This is a genomic window from Vreelandella nigrificans (assembly GCF_002374315.1).
Taxonomy (GTDB): domain Bacteria; phylum Pseudomonadota; class Gammaproteobacteria; order Pseudomonadales; family Halomonadaceae; genus Vreelandella; species Vreelandella nigrificans.
Window position 1 is genome coordinate 1 of record NZ_NWUX01000023.1, and the last position, 19,165, is coordinate 19,165.

Annotated in this window: 10 protein-coding genes; 3 read left to right on the top strand and 7 right to left on the bottom strand. The window is 55.9% G+C overall.

The genetic code is table 11. The features are described from left to right. The first annotated feature begins 408 nt into the window (after positions 1–408). Positions 409–1,152 (top strand): hypothetical protein, encoded by a 744-nt coding sequence (locus tag CPA45_RS23020; protein ID WP_208858554.1) that lies wholly within the window; start codon positions 409–411, stop codon positions 1,150–1,152. A 103-nt stretch (positions 1,153–1,255) separates the two neighbouring features. On the opposite strand, the gene recD is transcribed toward CPA45_RS23020, so the two are convergent. Further along, positions 1,256–3,505, bottom strand: coding sequence for an exodeoxyribonuclease V subunit alpha (gene recD, locus CPA45_RS18510; RefSeq protein ID WP_096654115.1), 2,250 nt, complete (start codon positions 3,503–3,505; stop codon positions 1,256–1,258). After that, positions 3,502–7,200, bottom strand: a complete 3,699-nt coding sequence (recB, locus tag CPA45_RS18515; protein WP_096654117.1) for an exodeoxyribonuclease V subunit beta — start codon at positions 7,198–7,200, stop codon at positions 3,502–3,504. The genes recD and recB overlap by 4 nt, the downstream gene beginning before the upstream one ends. A 145-nt stretch (positions 7,201–7,345) precedes the next feature. On the opposite strand from recB, the gene pncB reads away from it, so the two are divergent. Then, positions 7,346–8,521: a nicotinate phosphoribosyltransferase gene (gene pncB, locus CPA45_RS18520; RefSeq protein ID WP_096654119.1), complete on the top strand. Its 1,176-nt coding sequence runs from the start codon at positions 7,346–7,348 to the stop codon at positions 8,519–8,521. Here pncB and recC read toward each other — a convergent pair. Next, entirely contained in the window at positions 8,518–12,207 is a 3,690-nt protein-coding gene (recC, locus tag CPA45_RS18525; protein WP_096654121.1) for an exodeoxyribonuclease V subunit gamma, read from the bottom strand. The genes pncB and recC overlap by 4 nt on opposite strands. Before the next feature lie 152 nt (positions 12,208–12,359). Here recC and ilvD point away from each other — a divergent pair, with 152 nt between their 5' ends. Further along, positions 12,360–14,036 (top strand): dihydroxy-acid dehydratase, encoded by a 1,677-nt coding sequence (gene ilvD, locus CPA45_RS18530; RefSeq protein WP_096654123.1) that lies wholly within the window; start codon positions 12,360–12,362, stop codon positions 14,034–14,036. Positions 14,037–14,427: 391 nt separating this feature from the next. Here the strand turns inward: ilvD and CPA45_RS18540 are convergent, their stop codons facing one another. The 4 genes from CPA45_RS18540 to CPA45_RS18555 form a co-directional block, all read right to left on the bottom strand. Further along, positions 14,428–15,747, bottom strand: a complete 1,320-nt coding sequence (locus tag CPA45_RS18540; RefSeq protein WP_096654127.1) for a TRAP transporter large permease — start codon at positions 15,745–15,747, stop codon at positions 14,428–14,430. A 68-nt stretch (positions 15,748–15,815) separates the two neighbouring features. Then, entirely contained in the window at positions 15,816–16,361 is a 546-nt protein-coding gene (locus tag CPA45_RS18545; RefSeq protein WP_096654129.1) for a TRAP transporter small permease subunit, read from the bottom strand. Continuing rightward, positions 16,354–17,373 (bottom strand): TRAP transporter substrate-binding protein DctP, encoded by a 1,020-nt coding sequence (gene dctP, locus CPA45_RS18550; protein ID WP_096654131.1) that lies wholly within the window; start codon positions 17,371–17,373, stop codon positions 16,354–16,356. Before dctP ends, CPA45_RS18545 begins: the two co-directional genes overlap by 8 nt. Positions 17,374–17,684: 311 nt before the next feature. Next, entirely contained in the window at positions 17,685–19,115 is a 1,431-nt protein-coding gene (locus CPA45_RS18555) for an aminotransferase-like domain-containing protein (protein WP_096654133.1), read from the bottom strand. Between the last annotated feature and the right edge of the window lie 50 nt (positions 19,116–19,165).

The window sequence follows — 19,165 nt, forward strand, 5'->3', positions numbered from 1 at the left end:
TCTCCTGTTAGGTTTGGTCGCCTTTTCAGCTTAGCCAAACAGGCTGAGCTGGGGGAGAAGGCTCAATGAGTATCAAGGCGCTGCTATCGGACAAATTTTCCGCTTCGCTCCACTTTTGCCACCGGTGTTCGCGACGTTAAAGCGCTATATCAGTGGCTCCTAAAAGACCGCTTTTGGCCGAGTCCGATCTTCAGGCTACGTTGATGGAGCTGATCCGGTAGCTGGCCGCCCGGCAAATGTTGCCGAAGCATTCATTTGGGACAGGCTGCAACAGGGTGATTAATTCACATTAAAAAGCATATTAACGGTTTCTTAGTAAAGCGGTTGACAATTTGATCGAGAAGTAACTTTTTTCTGGATATATGTCAGTTATCATCACTGTTATATGAATTAGCTGGTTGCATAAAAATGATAGATAAAAGGCTAGTAGAGTTAAGAAAGAGGGTTAGGTCTAGTAGAAAGATCGTTGTTGATACAATCCTTGAGGATCACTCAGCTAGTATATGTATTGTCTGTGGTGCTACCGATGACTTAACTAAGGAGCATGTTGTACCTAAATGGGCATTTGATAACAATCAAAAAAAGTTTTTCGTAACAGCTATAAATGGTATAGGCCAGAGCTACAGTAAAACCACCTTGCCTGCATGTGAGGAATGCAATGGACACCTTCTTGGCTCCCTAGAGCGCTATATAGAGCAGCTGTTTAGACACAGTGACGTAACGCAAACGCCATTGTCAGACTCTGATAAACAAAAAGTAATATTATGGCTTGAGTTGATCGATTATAAATTTCAGGCTTTAGATCTTCGTCGTAAGTTAAAGAAGCCGAAAGATGGTCCTTATATAAAATTCTTAGCTGACTATCCTGTCGGTGTAATGCAGCGTTTGGATTTGTCGCCGAGCAAGGTGTTTTCTATGTTTCGCAACAGTCTAAAAAGGCTTGAGATTGCGGATAAGTCTAAACGCTTAAACTCGTTGGTGGTATTTTCGACGTCTAACGAAAACTATCATTTTTTCCATCAAGCTAATGAATATATTTTCGTTGAGCTGCCTCAGTGCAAAATTGCTTTGTTCTACTACATAAATAAAAACTTTATTGATGAAAGAAGCGCTTATGAAAGCGCAATGAATATAATAAAAAAAGTATACTAATCTGCATAATGCGACGTCATTATATAAACAAACCCTTAAAGGCCGCTCCTGGTCGAAGGCCGACATTACCAGCACCGCTAATGTCGGTTTTGATTACAGCCTTCTACATCCCACTCACCCTCATCACTTCCCTAGTAACCGCCTCATTCAACACCCCGCGTTTGGCTTCAATCAGCGTGAGCCAGTCGCGGGCGCGGGTGATGCCGGTGTAGACCAGCTCACGGGTGAGAATCGGGTTGATGGTGGGCGGTAGCAGCAGGGCGGTGTGTAAGAACTCCGAGCCTTGGGATTTGTGTACCGTCATCGCGAATACCGTTTCTACCGCGTGCAGGCGAGAGGGCAGCACCCAGCGGATGGGTTTATCGGCATCGCTAGTCGGAAACGCGACTCTCAACAGCTTTTGTTGCGGATTGCGGGGATCCGGCACGGCCAGGGTTATGCCGATATCGCCGTTCATTAGTTTTAGGCCGTAGTCGTTTTGGGTGACTAGTACCGGGCGGCCTTCATACCAGCCTTTTTCCAACGTGTAATCACTGCCAAACAATAGCTTTTCGCTGCGTAGGGTTTTGGCGATATGCAGGTTTAAGCCTTCTACTCCCCAGGGGCCTTTGCGCAGCGCGCATAGCAGTTGGAAGTGGCTGTAGGCGCTTAGCACCTCGCTTGCCCAGGCGTTATAGGCTGCTGGGTTTTCTTCAAACGATTCTCCACGCGGGCGCTGTGCGTTCAGCACCTTTAGGTAATGTCGGTAGCCGGTGGGTGGGGCGATGGGCTCATTTTTGTGGTTGGTGCGGCCTTCACCACCATTCAGAAACTTATCCGCACTGCCGTGAATGACCAGCTTATCTAGCGTGGTGTCCTCTGAAAGCGTTAGGTGGTGCAGGTCTGGGTAGCCATGGCGCAGCACGGCGTTAACTGCCTGCTGTTTTTCCCGGTCAGTTTGGGCGTGGCTGGGCTGGTTAATCGCCTGGGCCAACTGGCCGATACCGCTGTGTTCGTTAAAGCGGTGGCTTACCCGCAGCATGGTAATGGCTTGGTCCAGCGGCTGGCCCTGGGCATCCAAGTACTCGGGTGGCAGTGGCTGGCCGGTGGCGCTTTCCAGCCATTGGGCAGTTGTTGGGGTGTAGTGAGCGGCCTCGGCGCGGCGGCATAAGTCGCCGAGTACTGAGCCTGCCTCTACCGATGCCAGCTGGTCTTTATCCCCCAGTAGCACGCACTGGGCATTGGCGGGCAGGGCGCTCAGCACGGCGGCCATCATTTCGATATCCACCATGGAGGCTTCGTCGATTACCAGTACATCCAGTGCCAGCGGATTGGTGGCGTTGTGGCGGAAGTGCCGGGTGTCGGGCCTTGCACCTAGAAGGCGGTGTAGTGTCGTCACTTCGGTAGGAATCGCAATTGCGTTGGACGCAGCAGCAGGTAAGTGCTCACTTAGCAGCGCTTCCAGTTGTGTTAAGGGCAAGCTGCTTACCTGCCCAGCGATGGATTCATTTAGCCGAGCGGCGGCTTTGCCGGTGGGGGCGGCTAGGCGAATACGCAGCGGCTGGCTGGGCTGGCGGGCCAGTTGCAGCGTTTGCAGCAGGGCGAGTAGGCGTACCACGGTGGTGGTTTTACCGGTACCGGGGCCACCAGTAATAATGCCGAAACGGCTGCGGGCGGCTAGGGCACAGGCGGTTTTTTGCCAGTCCAGGGTGGTGGTATTTTCAAACAGCGTGTTTAGGGCCTGGGGGAGTAACCCTTGGTGGTTATCGTCATCCATCACCTCTAGGCGGCTGGCGATTTGCTGGTGCAGGCTTTGCTCGTACTGCCAGTAGCGGCGCAGGTAGAGCCGCGTGTGCGAGACTGAGCCTGAACCGGTGCTAGAACTTGCGTAAGCCGTCACTACCACCAGCGGTGTGTTGCCTGAACCTTCGCTGGTTAGCACTGGGTGGTGAAGCGCCGCTTGCCACTCGGCTAAGGTGAGCGTGGCGAGCACAGCACTGGGTAGCGGCGGTGGGTCGGTTAAATCATCGCCTTCCGGCGGTAGCGAAAGGGCGAAATCCGGTGCGTTAAGCGTGGTGTTTAAATCCAGACACACATGCCCACGGCCTAGCTGGTGGCTGGCCAGTGCGGCGGCCAGCAGTAGCAGCGCGGGGGCATCCGGTGCTTCCGTTGCTAAAAAACGCACCAGGGCTCGGTCTAAATCCCGCAGCCAGCCCCGTGCTACCCAGCGTTCGCACAGGGCTAGCAGCGCGGTGGTATCACTTAGCGCAGGGTGGGGGCTGATTGGCAGCGTTGTCACTTCGGGCTGTGCTGCTTCTGCCTCTGGAGCATCGCCAAACAGGTCGAAGGTGTGGGTGTCTTTGGGCTTACTCATACCGTCGCTTCCTGTGCAGGGCTTGAAAACGATGCGCCTGCAAACAGGCTATCCAGGGCTTCGATCAGTTCAACCGGAGCTGGCTCGGAAAATACTCCGCGCCCTGGGCTGCGGCTACCACGCAGAAAGACTGTCATCGAACCACCCAGGTGTTGGTGCGGGTCGTAGTCGGGGAGACGTGCTTTTAACAGCCGGTGCATGGCTAGCAGGTAAAGCGCGGCCTGTAGATCATAGCGCTTGGCCAGCAGCGCATGGCGCAAGGCTTCCGGTTCGTAATCGCTGTCATTTGGCCCTAAATAGTTCGATTTCCAGTCCAGCACGTAAAAGCGTCCCTGGTGCTCGAAGGCTAAATCTATAAAGCCTTTGAGCATACCGTTAAGGGTGTCGGCATCCAGTGCTGGGCGTTCTATCCCTGGCAGTAAGTGGCTACTGACCAGCGTATCAATTGCCTGGGTGCTTACTCGGTTGGCGGCAAACCAGAACTCTAGCTCTACTTGGTAGCTGCCAAGCTCGCTCAGCGCGACGCTTTGTTGGTTCGGCGCTGCCAGCGGTAACGGGGTGGTCAGCAGCGCTGAAAGCCAGCCAACCAGCGGTTCCTGCCATGCTTGCCAGCCGCGCAGCTGCACTCGCCGCCATAGCATATCGTTGAGTGAATCGTGGTCGTTGGCAGCGGCTGCAAACCCTTGTCTGCCTGCCCATTCCAATAGCCCGTGCAAAAAAGTGCCCGGCCCTGGGCCTCTTGGAAACTTGTGTAGGTGGAAAGTATCTGGCTGAGAAATATCTTGTGGTTCATCCAGCACTTCGAAAGCGGTGGCTTCCTGGGCGGTAGTGGGTTCGAGGGGCGTGGCCGTGGGGGCGGTAAGTGTGCCGGAGAGGCGCAGTGCTGAGTAGCTGGCAATCCACCAGTGCTCTTTGGCAGGCCGTGTGGGTGTGCGGGCATGCCCAAGCGCTACGCTCTGTTTAGGTAGGGTAAGGCGTTGTGCGCTGGGGAGGGGCGGTTCGCTGACGTGAATCGCACTGTTCTCTACCAAGCTATTGAGCGCGCTAGTTAGCGCTGCCGGTGCCATCGTTTTTCCGCCGCTAATCAGATAACCCAGGGCGCTATTTTCCAGCCCTTGGAGCGGGGCTACTCCCAGCCACGTGGCGTGGCGGGCGCGGGTTAGCGCTACGTACAGTTTGCGCAGGTCTTCCCCTAGGCGCTCCCGGTCGGCGGTGGCCAGCGTTTCTTCATCCGCGCTTAGGCTGAGCTGAAGGCTGCCTTGGGCATCGTGCCAGCGCAGTGGTATGTCTTTGTCGCTCACTGGGCGGTGGTTGGCGATAAACGGTAAAAATACCAGCGGGTACTCAAGCCCCTTGGATTTGTGGATGGTAACAACCTTGACCAAATCCGCATCGCTTTCCAGGCGCAGCTTGTGGCTGTCACCGTGGCTTTCCGGGTCGGCAATGGCGTCAAACAGAAAGCGAATTAACGCGTGTTCGCCATCAAGTTCAGCGCTTGCTTGCTGCAGTAGTTCGCCTAAGTGCAGCAGGTCGGTGAGCAAGCGCTCACCCTCTGCGAATTCTCCCAGTAGACGGGTTGGTATATCGAAATCCACCATCATACGGCGAATTAGCGGCAGCACACCTTGGCGCTGCCATAGGCGGTGGTAGTGGCTAAACTGTTCTACCCGCGCTTCCCAGGCCAGTTCGTTTTGTTGCAGGTGATCAAGGTCGGCTAGGCTTAGCCCCAACACCGGTGTCGCTAAGGCGGCGCGCAGGTGCGCTTCGGCTTGGCGGGAGCTGGCTAACGGCTCGGCGCAGGCGCGCAGCCAGCGTTCTACCTGCTTAGCCATGGGTGAGCTGAACACCTTGTCGTGGTCGGAAAGGTAAACACTTTTCACTCCACGACTGGCCAGCGCTAAGCGAATGGCGCGGGCTTCTTGCAGGCCGTTAACCAGGACTGCCATATCCGATGGTTTTAACGGGGTGAGGTCATCGCCTTTCTGAAAACCGCTCATTCCTCCATTATCGCCGCTTTGGCCTGCAGCGAGCAGTTCCACCATATAGGTAGCGCAGCGTTCGGCCATTTCGGTTTGGTAGGCGGTTTTGGAAAGCGGTTCATCCGATACCAGTGGCCATAGCGTCATGGCGGGTAGCGGCTGGCCTTGGTGGACCAACTGTTCGTCGCGGCCTTTGGCATCCACCGATAAGAAGGGCAGCGGGTTGTTGCCATCTTCCTCACGGAACAGAAATGCCCCTGCGGGGTGCTGGTCAGCGTAGTGGAAACAGTGATTCACCGCGTCGACCATGGCGCGACTGGAACGGAAGTTGGTGCCCAGCGTAACGTGGCGGCCTGCGGTGTCCTGGCGGGCTTGCAGATAGGTAAAAATATCCGCACCGCGAAAGGCGTAGATGGCCTGCTTGGGATCACCGATCAGTAGCATGGCGGCGTCGCGGCGTGGGTTTGCAACGTCGTAGACCGCGTTAAAGATGCGGTACTGAATCGGGTCGGTATCCTGGAACTCGTCAATCAATGCCACTGGGAACTGGCGCAAAATTTGCGCTGCCAGGGCCTCTTTATTGGTGCCTTGCAGGGCGCGGTCTAAATGAGTGAGTAGGTCGTTGGGGCCCATTTCGGCGCGACGTTCTTGTTCCCGCTCCATACGCACTTTGCACCACTGCACGGCATGAATCAGCAGATCGTTGCGTGGTTCCGGCAGGGCGTTGAGGGCGTCGGGCATTGCCGCCAGTGCTTGCCAAGCGGCTGGGCAGGGAGGGGCGCCCTCTTTCCATATTTCGGCCATGCCGTCTGGGGTTAGGCGTTTCCAGGCGGCGGGGGTAAGCGCGGGGCGCTCAAGATCGCTTTCACACCATTCGCGCAGTGCACCCAGCCAGTTGGTGCGGCTTTTTGCGTTGAAGCTTTGGCCTTTGAAGGCTTTGTGTTTGGCGGCCTCTTCCAGTGCGGGCACCAGTTCATCTAGCCAAGCGGGCCAGGGGGCTTTTAGCGTACCAAGCGTGGCGCTGCGTTCGGCTTCGGCAGTGCTTAACGTGTCTTCTGGGGCGGGGCGTTGGCTGCCCAGGGCGTCGCTTTCGTGGAGCAACTTGCGTACATCTTCGTGGAGCTTATCCGGCGATTTCCAGTAGCGGGTAATGCTGCCCAGGGCATCGGCATCCAGCGGGTAGTAGAAGGTGCGCCAGTAGTCGCGCACCACTTCTTGCTCCAGTTCGCGCTGGTCGTTTTCCAGATTAAGTGAGAACAGGCTGCCGCTATCGAAGGCGTGCTCGCGCAGCATGCGGTAGCACCAGCTGTGGATGGTGGAAACGGCGGCTTCGTCCATCCATTCGGCGGCCAGCTCCAGGCGGCGGGCGCAGGCGGGCCAAGTGGCCTCGGGGTATTGCTCACGGAGTTGGATAAGCAGGGAATCTGAACCAGCATCATCAGTGGCTCTAAACACCGCTGCAGCTTCTACCAACCGGTGGCGGATACGTTCGCGCAGTTCCTGGGTGGCGGCGTTGGTGAAGGTGACCACCAGGATTTCTGGCGGGGTGAGTGGGCGCACATAAGCGGTGTCGTCTTCGCTGTGCCGCCCGCCCAGCACCAGGCGTACGTAGAGCAGCGCGATGGTGAAGGTTTTGCCCGTGCCCGCGCTGGCTTCAATCAAGCGGCTACCGTGAAGCGGCAGTGTGAGCGGGTTAAGCGGGGCAGGCTGACTCATCACGGGTCTCCGAAAGCAAAGCGCCCCAGTGCGGGGCCTAGACTGTATGAGTGCTTCGCTACCTGATAATCTTGTCGCCAAGCCACTCTTAGGGCGCTCAGTTTACGCTACCAGCGGCTTCGGTTCACTCACACGAAGGGATCTCATGCTGACCTCGCTTCTGGATAACGACTTCTACAAGATCACGATGCAGAACGCCGTGATCAAACGCTTTCCTTATGCCCATGCGCGCTACGCCTTTATCAATCGTGGCAAGCACGATTTTCCTGATGGCTTCGGCGCTGAACTTCGCCGCGAAGTCGATAAGATGGCAAGGCTGCGCCTAACCGATGAGGAAAAGCGCTATCTCGAGTTAACCTGCCCTTATTTAGACCCGACTTATCTCGACTTTCTCGCTGGGTTTCATTACAACCCCGATGAGGTAATCATCGAGCAACAGGGGAGCGACCTTTCGGTGATTATTGAGGGGCCTTGGTACCGCACTATTTTATGGGAAGTACCGCTGATGGCGTTGATCAGCGAACTTTGGTATCGGCTACGTGGCGTCTCGGTGACCCGCCATGATGATGTGCTGATTGAGGAGCGAACCCAGGAGAAGATCGAGCTTTATCGCCGCTTAGGGCTGAAAATCGCTGAGTTTGGTACTCGGCGACGTTTCTCTTTTGAGGTTCACGACCGGGTGGTTGGCGCGCTTAACCATCACGGAGGTGAAGCGTTCAGTGGTACCAGCAATGTGCTACTGGCCATGCGCCATGGCGTTAAACCGATAGGCACCCACGCCCATGAGTGGTTTATGTTCCACGGTGCTCGCTTTGGTTTCAAAATGGCCAATAGCCTCGCGCTGGAGCATTGGGTAGATGTGTATCGTGGCGACTTGGGGATTGCCCTAACGGATACTTTTACGTCGCCTGCTTTCTTCGATAGCTTCGATAAGAAGTTCGCCAAGCTATTCGATGGTGTGCGCCACGATAGCGGTGACCCGATTGAGTTTGCCTCCCAAACCATCGCTCACTACGAGCGCCTGGGTATCAACCCGCTTAGCAAAACCATCATTTTCTCGGATGCTTTAACGCCGGAGCGGGTCAAACATATTCAGTCCTTTTGCCAGAATCGCATCGGAATGGCATTTGGCATCGGCACCAACTTCACTAACGATGTGGGCGCCGAGCCAATGAATATGGTGATCAAGATGGTCGAGGCGCGCCCAGAAGGGCAACAGTGGCTCCCGGTGATCAAACTCTCCGATGTGCCAGACAAACACACTGGCGACCCGGAGATGATAGCGCTGGCGAAGCGGGTGTTAGCGACTGGTCGGCCTTAAGTCTTATCTCGTGCTTTTTTTGCTGCTTTATCCTTGATTGCGTAAAACAGAGGCGCATACAGCGCTTCTGTCAGCGTGGCGAAAGTATGACCATGGGAAGTAGTGTCATTAAACAGCCGCTCGAAGCGCGGCCATTGGTGGCTTAGGTAAGGGCTTTGTTCGACTTCGCCGGTTGTTTTGTAGCCGCTTTCATAAGCGGCGACGGCAGCGGCGTAGGCGTCGCTTTCCTTGCCCTTTTCACTGGCTAGCTCCGGGCTGCCGTGCTTGGTTAGCCACGCAAAGGCGGCTTGTGGGGCTAGCGGCAGTGGTACTTCCAAGCCTTGCTTCCAGGCGCTGAGCTGGGTTTCCAGATGGGCGCGGGCGGTTTCGGCAGCGACCGGTTCCAGGGTTATGTTGCCCGCTTTGGAGAGCAGTTGGGTGGTCATCGGGCCGCTGAGGTTGCCCGCTAGGTGAGCGACCCAGTGGCGCAGGAGGTGATGCCAATGGTATTTACCGTTCTTGATCAGGCTACTGCTGAGTAGCAGTAGGCGGCAGCGGTTGCCCGTTTCATCGGTACGCAGCTCGTTTAGCCAGTCTTCCAATACGATGCCGTCGTTGCCTTCCAAGTGGATGGCTTCAGAGTCGTTTAGCGCCATTGGCCATGCGTCCAGGGCCTCTTCATAGTGGCTGAATAGCTCCTCCATGGGCTCTGCCAAGGCATCACGCATGCGTTCACCAAAGGCGCCCATGGCAAGTACGCCCTGGCCTTGGAAGCGCTCAAGGGCTTCGTGTAGCGCTTCGATGCGCGGTTCGTTGTTATCGATTGCCTGGCGTTGGGCTGCAATCAGTTGGTCTTGTAGCTGCCAGTTTTGCAGGCCGTCCAGGGCGAAGGGTTCTGAATCCAGCTCGGCAATGGCTTCCTGTTCGAAATAGACCCCCAGTCGAGTGTTAAAGAAGGCGCGTGCCGGTTCGCGTAGAAAGCTGCCCAGTTGGCCGAGTGTCAGGCTGGTTGGGGTGTTTTCCGATGGGGGCAGGGTGGCTTGACTTGGCTGTGTGGCGCGTGGGGCGTGTACTTCACGCCATTCATGCGCATAAGTGAACAATCGGTTCTGGGACTTGGTGGCAGAGGTGGCGCTGGCAAAAGCGTCGTTGGAGACAGCGTCGTTGGAGACAGTATCATTGGAAAAAGCGTCGTTGGAGAAATAAACGCGGCTAAACGGCTGCAGCGGGTGCTCGGTGGTCAGTGCTTCCAGTAGTGGCGCGCCACCCTCTATCTGCCAGCCTGCTTCCAGGTGGTCGCGCAGCTGGCCGACAAGTACCGAAGGCGGTAGCGGCGTGTTGTCGATTTGGCTTTTGCCCACCCAGCTAATGTAGAGCTGGTCGCGGGCGGAGAGTAGCGCTTCCAGAAATAGGTAGCGGTCATCTTCCCGGCGGGAGCGGTCGCCAGGGCGGTAGTCACTGCCCATTAGGTCGAAGTCCAGCGGCGGTTGGGAGCGGGGGTACTCGCCATCATTCATGCCCAGCAAACATACGCGCTTAAACGGAATAGCGCGCATGGGCATTAGCGTGGCGAAGTTAACTGCGCCTGCTAGAAAGCGCTGGGAAAGGCTGTGTTCGTCAATCTGTGCCAGCCAGTGTTCACGCACCATGGAGAGCGGCAATGGCTCGGTTAATTGGGCTTCCTCGCTGCTTTCCAGCATCTGCTGCAGGCCGTTTTCCAGCTTGGTGAGCATGATGCTTTCTTGGGCATCATCGGTAAGAAAGAAGGTTTCCAGCAGCGTGCGCAGCCGCGCTACCCAGCTGGCGGCATCGGTGGGTTGGCAGAAGGTCTCCCAGGTGGCTTCGAGCTTTTCCAGCAGGGTAGCCAGCGGCCCCGCAAGGCCTGCTTCCAACCCGCCGATATCATCAAACGGTTCGATACCTTGCCATGGATGGCCTTCACCCACGGTGTAGCCAAGCAGCAGGCGGCGTAGGCCAAAGGCCCAGGTGTTTTGGCTTAGCCCGCCGGGCAGTTCCAGAGTTTGGCGCTGTTTGGCGTTTAGCCCCCAACGAATGCCTGCACCTTCCATCCAGCGTTCCAGTATTGGCAGGTCGCGCTCTTCCAGCCCAAAGCGCTGGCGCAGGGCGGGTACATCAAGTAGGTCTAACAGGTCACTGACCGTAAGGCGCAGCTCCGGCAGGCGCAGTAGCTTTTCCAGGGCGATCATCAGCGGCAGGCGGTGGCGGCTGGCTTGGTCGGAAAGCGTATAGGGAATATGGCGCGGGTCGTCGTTTTGTAACTGGCCAAAGACTGCTTCAATGTGCGGTGCATAGCGGTCGATATCTGGCACCATGACAATAATATCCCGCGGGCGCAGGTCGCGGTCGGCACTGAAAGCGGCCAGTAACTGGTCGTGGAGAATCTCAACTTCCCGTTGGGGCCCATGGGCAATATGAAACACGATGGAGTCATCAGCCGAGTTTAGCGCAGACCAGTGGGTTTGGGTTTCAGCCACTGGGCGCAGCTCGCGAATATCGTCTTGTAGCTGGCTAAGCAGGCAGTTGCGTTCAGGGCCATTAAACGGTTCGAACATATCAATGCGCAGTGCTTGCTGCTCAAACAGGGTTTGGTAGTTGCCCGAGTCGTCATGCTCATCCAACAGGCGTAGGTAATCGCGGCCTTGTTTGCCCCAGGCGGCGAGCAGTGGCTGGGCGTGCAGATGCAGGGCATCGTCAGCATCGCCGGTACCAAGTACATCCAACGCTTCGGGCATGCCGGTTTTGCGCTGCTGGCGGTAGCGATTGGCGCGCAGTAGGTCCTTGTGCTCGATGATATCCGCCCAGTAGAACTGGCAGGGGTTGTGCACGCAGAGGACGATTTGGCAGCAGCGGGAGAGCGCCGCCAGGGCTTCCAGGGTTTGTTGGGGCAGTGATGAAATACCGAAAATAATCAGCCGTCGCGGTAGGCCAGGTGGGCAGGCTTGGCCTTCCAGCTGTTCGGTAGCTTTTAAAAAACGCCGATGCACCTGGGCGCGACTGCTGTTGAGCCCTGCCTCGCCCTGGGTAGTGGCCACATCATCGCGCAGAATGCGCCATAGCGCGGGTTGCCAGCGTTGCTGTTCTTCTAGCGGGCGGGCGTCGCCTCGGGCGGTGATCAGCACATCGTCGCCGTTGGCCCAGGCGTCCAGCCAGTCGGCGCGGTAGACCTGATACTGGTCGAATAGATCTGCGAGCCGCTCGGCCAATTGATAGTGCTTACGCTGGTCGCGGTCGACTTCCAAAAACTGCGCTAGCGGTGCGAACACTTCTTGCCCGGCCAGGGTGGGCAGCAGGCGCAGTAGTCGCCATACCAAACGTGACTTATCAAACGGCGAGGTTTCAGGCACGGCATCGCCGTCCTGGTCAACGTACGTTAGCACCGTGCGGTAGGCTTGCCATAGCAAGCGTGCCGGCAGCATAACGTCCAGCGCTGCAGCAATGCCCGCGCCGCCGTTTTGCGGATCTTCCGCTAGCGCTAGCTTCAACCACTGCCCAATGCCGTTGCTCTGCACCAGAATAGTTTCATTTTCCAGCGGCCCCAGTGGGTGCAGGCGCATCCACTCCACCGCTAGCCCACGCAAATCTTCCAGGCGATTGCCGTGTACCACCATAAAGCCGGGAGTGAGCGGCGTTGATGAGAACGGTGTTGGTGAGAACGACGCTGGCGAGCACTGTGAATTGGCAGACATGCGGTGGTGTTCCTTCGCGGCATTAGGCATTGGGAATAGCGCGTAGCGCTATGGTGCCATAAGTTAAGTGTCTTGCGGGATGCGTGTTATATCGCCAAGCTATGCGGATACCGTGAGTTAAGTGATGTGAGTCAAACGAAGAGGAATTCCCCATGAACGAGCCGACCAATAACATTCGCCGCCACTCTTCCCAGGTGGTGGATGGCCCTGGCAAGGCAGCTAGCCGCGCTATGCTGCGGGCAGTGGGGTTTAACGATGATGATTTTACCAAGCCCCAGGTGGGTATTGCTTCTACTTGGAGCATGGTGACGCCATGCAATAGCCATATTGGTGAGCTGGCAGAGTTCGCCTGCGCTGGTGCTGATGCGGCGGGTGGCAAAGGGGTAATCTTTAATACCATCACTATTTCTGATGGTATTGCTAACGGCACCGAAGGTATGAAGTATTCGCTGGTATCGCGGGAGGTGATCGCTGATTCCATCGAAACCGTGGCGGGCTGCGAAGGCTTTGATGGGCTGGTGGCCATCGGTGGCTGCGACAAAAATATGCCCGGCTGTGTGATGGGCTTGGCGCGGCTGAACCGTCCTAGCGTATTCGTATACGGTGGCACCATCATGCCGGGTAAGGGGCACACCGATATCGTCTCTGTATTCGAGGCGATGGGCGCCCACTCCCGTGGTGATATTGATCTGATCGAGCTTAAAAATATCGAGGAAACCGCGATTCCAGGCCCTGGCTCCTGCGGCGGCATGTACACTGCCAATACCATGGCGTCTGCTATTGAAGCATTGGGTATGAGTCTTCCGGGTAGCTCTGCACAGAACGCAATTTCTCAGGAAAAACGCGACGACTGTAAAGCAGCGGGAGAGGCGGTGCTGGAGTTGCTGGCTCAGGATATCAAACCCTCAGATATTATGACCCGAGAGGCATTTGAAAACGCGATTACTGTGGTGATAGCCCTTGGTGGCTCAACCAATGCAGTGCTGCACTTGATTGGCATGGCGCGCACCATTGGTGTTGAACTGACCCTTGCTGACTTCACTGAAATCGGTAAGCGCGTACCGGTGCTCGCTGATCTTCGCCCCAGTGGCCACTATATGATGAGCGAGCTGGTGGCGATTGGCGGAATTCAACCGCTGATGAAAATCTTATTAGACGCTGGATTGCTAAATGGTGGCTGCCTGACGGTGACGGGTAAAACATTGGCAGAGAATCTGGCCGATGTGGAGCCTTACCCCATCGATCAGCAGATTATTGCGCCGCTTGGTAATCCGCTCAAAGCTGAAAGCCACCTGCGTATCTTATTTGGAAATTTGGCACCCGAAGGTGCGGTGGCGAAAATTACCGGTAAGGAGGGCACTCGCTTTAGTGGCTCTGCGCGAGTATTTGGCTCTGAAGAAGAAGCGCAAGCACGCATTAACGATGGCACTGTTGTGGCGGGTGATGTGGTGGTGATTCGCTACGAAGGCCCTAAAGGCGGGCCCGGTATGCGCGAAATGCTCACGCCCACCTCTGCCATTATGGGGCGTGGTTTGGGTAATGATGTGGCGTTGATTACCGATGGTCGCTTCTCCGGCGGCAGCCATGGCTTTGTGGTGGGGCATGTGTCACCAGAGGCTTTTGATGGCGGCCCGCTGGCGCTGGTAGTGGATGGTGATGCGATCACCATTGATGCGGAGGCCGACACCATTGATGTGGATATCAGTGATGAAGAGATGATGCGCCGCCGAGCAGCCTGGCAGCAGCCAGAACCACGCTACCGCAAAGGTGTATTGGCCAAATATGCACGGCTTGTAAGTTCCGCCAGCACTGGCGCTGTAACGGATTAAAGCGCGTAGCAGCGTTAAAGGTAGTTGGTTCAATGAGGCGGCGTAGCTGGGTGGCTTCGTTCGTCGCGGGTGCCGCATTCGCTCGTGCCTCGCGAGATGCGTTACGCCGCGCTACGAAATAAGCGTTGATCGGGTTTTGTGGCTTCGTTCGCCGCGGGTGCCGCATTCGCGCGTGCCTCGCGAGATGCATTACGCCGCGCTACAGATATGCGTTGATTGGTTTTGTAGCGCGGTGTAAGCGGAGCGCACCCGCGGGATTGCCATGCATCGGCACTGTGATGGGTTAAAGCGCGTAGCATCGTTAGAGATCTTGTTGGTTCAATGGGGAACGTAACCCCCTCCGTGGAGGGGGGAAGTTGAACTCAATCTAACAGGCTCATCTTGGTAGGTGTTAGAACAGCAAGTTCGGCAGCCATAGGGCGATACTCGGAAAGGCGACGACCAGTGCCAGACCGAAGATCTGTAGAGCCACGAAGGGTAGGGCAGAGCGGTAGATATCTACTATGGTGATGGACTTGGGAGCCACCGAGCGCATGTAGAACAGGTTATAGCCGAAGGGTGGTGTCAAATAGGCTGACTGCATGCTGAGGATGAACAGTACCGCAAACCAGGTCGTATCGAAGCCAAGGTCGCGAACGATAGGAATATAAAGCGGTATGGTGATGAATAGGATGGCAAAGTCATCCAGAAACATACCCAGCAGGAAAAAGCTAAACAGCATGAAGATAATGATGGTGTAGGGCGAAAGTGAAAAATCATCGATGATATCGCTGATCAACATGCCTGCGCCCAGGCCCATATAGATGCGGCTGAAAAAGACTGCTGCGATGGCAATCCAAATCAACATGCCGGTTATCTTGGTCGTGCTGAGCATGACATAGCGCAGCAACCCCCAGCTAAGTTTGCCACGTGCCATCGTGATCAGCAGCGCGCCTGCTGCTCCGACAGCTGAGGCTTCGGAAGGGGAGGTGACGCCGCCAATAATGCAGCCAAGCACCGTGGCGACCAGGAGTCCTGGAGCGAGGATATGGCGTAGCGATTCAAGCTTTTCCTTGGTGGAAAAACGCTCCTCTGGACGTGTGGCGGGGCCAAGTTCAGGGTTGAGGTGGCAGCGGATCAGAATGTAGATCATGTAGATGCCTGCCAACATCAAGCCAGGTATAAGGCCTGCCGCGAACAGTTTGCCGACTGACTCACGAGCCAGAAACGCATAAACAATCATCAGTACGCTGGGTGGGATAAGAAAACCTAGAGCACCGCCCGCCATGATTGTGCCGGTGACCAGCCTCTTATGGTAACCGCGCTTGAGCATCGCCGGTAGCGCGATGATGCCAAGACTCACGGTCGCTGCACCGGAAACGCCAGCCATGGCGGCAATCAGTGCGCAGATGAGTACCGTACCTACCCCTAATCCTCCCGGTATGCTCCCCATCAGTTTGTGGATCATGCCGAATAGATCGTCGGTTATACCCGAGCGTTCTAGTACAAGGCCCATGAAAATAAACATGGGGAGTGAAACAAGCAGGAAGTTGTCCATGGCGCTGTAGGCTGATGCCAGTAGAAGATCCAGACCGCCGGGTCCGAACATCAGATAGGCGCTGCCCATACCAGAAATCATCAGTGCCAGAGCCAGTGGTGCTCCCATAGCCATCAACACCAGCATGGATAGAAACATGATGGCAGTAATCGCCAGGGGCTCAAGTTCAGCCATAATAAAGCCCTTGTTGTGACACGTGCGTTAGACGCGTCAATTATGATGGAGTGATTAAGCGTTAGCGCTTAAGGCTCAATGTCATTCACGTCGACGCGGGGATCTTCGTAGTGCGCGCCAGCCAACCTCAGCGCTGCTCTGACGAGTTCGGCCAGGCACTGCAGGATTAAAAACCCCACTGCCAGTGGTATGGTCGCTTTGATTGGCCAGAGGGGTGGCCGCCAGACGCTACGGTTGGAAAATTCGTCGATGCGCCAGGAGTGGTACGCAAAGTCTATCGCCATGCGGAAAACCACCGTCAATACCACGATCGCGAGGATGAATATCACTAGGTCGCAGAATGCTTGGGCGCGGTTGGGTAGCAGGCGATAAACTACATCGCTACGAACATGACCTTGATGACGAAGGGTGTAGCTTCCAGCCAGGATGCTCATGGCACCGAAGAGCATGGTGGACAGCTCATGCCCCCAGATGGTGGGGGAGTTGAGAAGGTAACGCGCCACGACTTCGTAGAGCAGTACACCAATAATGCCCAGCGTCAACCAGGAGGTTGCCCTTCCGACCCAGTCGGAAAGGCCATCCTGCACCCTTAGATAGCGGGTGACTTTACTCACTGAGACGCCCCTGTTCGGTTGCATTTTTGATCAGGATGTCGATGGCCTGAGCGTTACGTTCGGACTTCGCGGCTTCTTCTTGCCAGATTGGCAAAGAGGCTTCCGCTAGGCGGTTGGCATCTTCTTCGGGCAGGGTGGCAAATACAAAAAGCTCGCCCTCATCAATCAGCCTTTGGTTGCCTTCTTCCAGCCAGGTGTGGATGTCTTCTAAATACTGGGCAATCTCGGAGGTCAGAATCTCCTGCTGCTCCTCTGACATTTTTTCCCAGGTGCTTGGATTGATCAGTGCGGTTTCTATCCAACCCGGATTGAGTAGTTGGATGTCCGTATAGTATTTGGCCACTTCGTTTAGCTTAAGCTGCTCATACTCTACTGGACCACCATATATGGCTCCGTCGATAACCCCTGTCGAAATCCCCACATATAGCTCTTCTCCCGGAAGGAATACGGTAGGAATATTAAATTTTTCCAGTACGGTGGCGATGGAGCTTGTTGCACGAATACGCATGCTTTGCAGGTCCTCAAGGCTGGAGACCGGCTTGCTCGTCAATAGACCGTAGTCGCTACCGTAACCTCGGCCGATCAGCCTGACTCCCTGCTCTTCATAGGCTTCGGCAATCAATTCGTCGAGGCCTTGGTTAGCAAACACATCCCGTGCTTCGTCTGCCGTTACCCAAGCACCTGGAAGGCCCGCTTCGATGGTGCCAATACCTACCCGGCCGGGCCAGTAACTGCCTACTCCATGGGCAATATCGATAGTGCCACGTGCCACGGCATCAACGAACTGGTCGCTATTGACCAGCTCGCCACCGCGGAAGAACTGGATACGGATGGAGCCGTCGCTCGCTTCACTGACACGATCGCGCAGGTCAGCTGAGATTTTATCGACTTCCGTTCCATAGAAAGTGTGCATTCTTAGCCGAATGTTGTCGGCGTAGGCGAGTTGGCTTGCCACTAGGGCGGTGGCGACGGAAGCGGTTAACGTGGTTTTGACGAAGGTTGAAAGCTTCATAGGATCCTCTCTGTGCTGTTATTGGAATTAGTATTTGATCGCCCTACAGCCCCTGATACAGGCTAACGTCAGAATTCGAGTCCATAACAAGCGAAATCGCTATTTCATGGAAATTCCTACTTTCTCTCGTATCTGCCACTGCAGGTGCTAACAGCTGGTTAAGATTTTTTTAATTAGTGGAGTTGCATTTATGTCCAGCGTTCTAGTATTGCGCATTCAGCCTTGAGTAAGCACTGAATAGTTACCAAGCGTTACGCTAGCAACATTTTGCATAACGATTATGGACCAATGCTATTTTTGAGATGGACCAATTACGTGTAGGTGGCGAGAAGACGGGTCAGGATATGCCTTAGGCGTAATGCTTCGGCGGTTAGAGTGCGCCCTGAGAGCATGCCAATACCTAGAATCAGGCCACTACGGGAGTCTTCTTCTGAGCAAACCAGGCTCAGTGGGCGGGTGATGAGGTGTGACTGTAACAACTTGCGTGCGATACGCCGGTCGTCAACCTCTGGGGAAAACTGTAGACACAGACTGATAGAGTGGCTTGGTGGAGATACATCAATCACTCCGGGGACCTGCACCAACTGATCATGCATTACCTGTTGACGTGCCAGGTAGTCGCGCTGGATTCGGCGGTACCAAGTGTCCAGGTCGCCTTCGGCTAGGAACTGCGCCAGGGTGGCCTGATCCAGTAAGCGTCCTTCGCGAAATACTTCGCTGCGCAGGCGGTTAAGCGAATCCACGAGGCTATGGGGGGCAACCAGGTAGCCAAGACGTAAGCCTGGAAACATCAGCTTGGAAAAAGACCCTACCAGTAGATGTTGGCTGGAGTGGCCATCAAACATCAGGCTGGTGCTGTCTTCTCCGGTGAATTCGTAATCATCTTCCAGTACGTAGCGGGGCTGCACTTCATCGCAAAGTGCCTGACGGTGTGCCCGTGATGTGGCGATACTCAGAGGGTAGTGATGAGACCCAGTGAAGTAGGCTAGCTGCACGGGTTTTGATGAGTCTCGTGGTGCATGGCCTGTTTCTGGGTGCCAGGCCACGCGCTCCACTGTTGCACCGACGGCGGTGAAGATGTTGTGCGCTCCCCAGTAACAGGGCGACTCCATCAGTACGCGGTCCCCTACATCGGATAGCGCCAGAGCACATAGCTCGATGCCGTTATGGGTGCCGTCTGTGATGATGATTTGGTCAGTGTCACAGGCTAAACGGCGCCAGCGCCAGAGAAAATCACGAATGGCGCGCTTGAGTGGCCCGTAGCCGCCGCCAGAGTAAGATAGTAGCAGCACATTGCGCGGGACGGTAACGCTGGCATAAAGCTCTCGCCATTTGGCCATGGGGAACTGGGTGATATCCGGAATGCCAGGCATAAACGCGCCACTTTGGATGGCGCTAGCGCTGTGGGCCTGAAGTATTTCATTTGCACGGGAGGAGAGCTGTGCGGTGTCTGGTGGTAGCGCTTGGCGAGAAGACACGGGGCGCCGGGTCCAGGTGCCTTGGCCTTGGCCGGTGATGATATAGCCTTCCTCAACAAGCACCCGCATTGCCTGGGCCAAGGTGTCTCGTGCCACTCCAAGTTGGCTGCATAGCGCGCGATGTGCCGGGAGCCGACTTCCTTCTGGCCAGTCGTGCAGGATCGCTAGCCTCAGTGCTTGCTCAATACGTACGCTCTTGCCCAGCTGTTCTGGCTGCAGGCTGAAATACTCCATCAAGGGTGCCAGGGAAAGACTTGGAGCCATGGTTTTCACCATCAGAGGAAAGAGAAAGAAGCCGAAGAGATTATGCCGTG

Excerpts from the sequence above, each read along its gene's own strand:
- CPA45_RS18555 (WP_096654133.1), bottom strand. The coding sequence starts at position 19,115 with ATGGCTCCAAGTCTTTCCCTGGCACCCTTGATGGAGTATTTCAGCCTG.
- dctP (WP_096654131.1), bottom strand. The coding sequence starts at position 17,373 with ATGAAGCTTTCAACCTTCGTCAAAACCACGTTAACCGCTTCCGTCGCC.
- recC (WP_096654121.1), bottom strand. The coding sequence starts at position 12,207 with ATGTCTGCCAATTCACAGTGCTCGCCAGCGTCGTTCTCACCAACACCG.
- pncB (WP_096654119.1), top strand. The coding sequence starts at position 7,346 with ATGCTGACCTCGCTTCTGGATAACGACTTCTACAAGATCACGATGCAG.
- CPA45_RS18540 (WP_096654127.1), bottom strand. The coding sequence starts at position 15,747 with ATGGCTGAACTTGAGCCCCTGGCGATTACTGCCATCATGTTTCTATCC.
- recB (WP_096654117.1), bottom strand. The coding sequence starts at position 7,200 with ATGAGTCAGCCTGCCCCGCTTAACCCGCTCACACTGCCGCTTCACGGT.
- CPA45_RS23020 (WP_208858554.1), top strand. The coding sequence starts at position 409 with ATGATAGATAAAAGGCTAGTAGAGTTAAGAAAGAGGGTTAGGTCTAGT.
- ilvD (WP_096654123.1), top strand. The coding sequence starts at position 12,360 with ATGAACGAGCCGACCAATAACATTCGCCGCCACTCTTCCCAGGTGGTG.
- recD (WP_096654115.1), bottom strand. The coding sequence starts at position 3,505 with ATGAGTAAGCCCAAAGACACCCACACCTTCGACCTGTTTGGCGATGCT.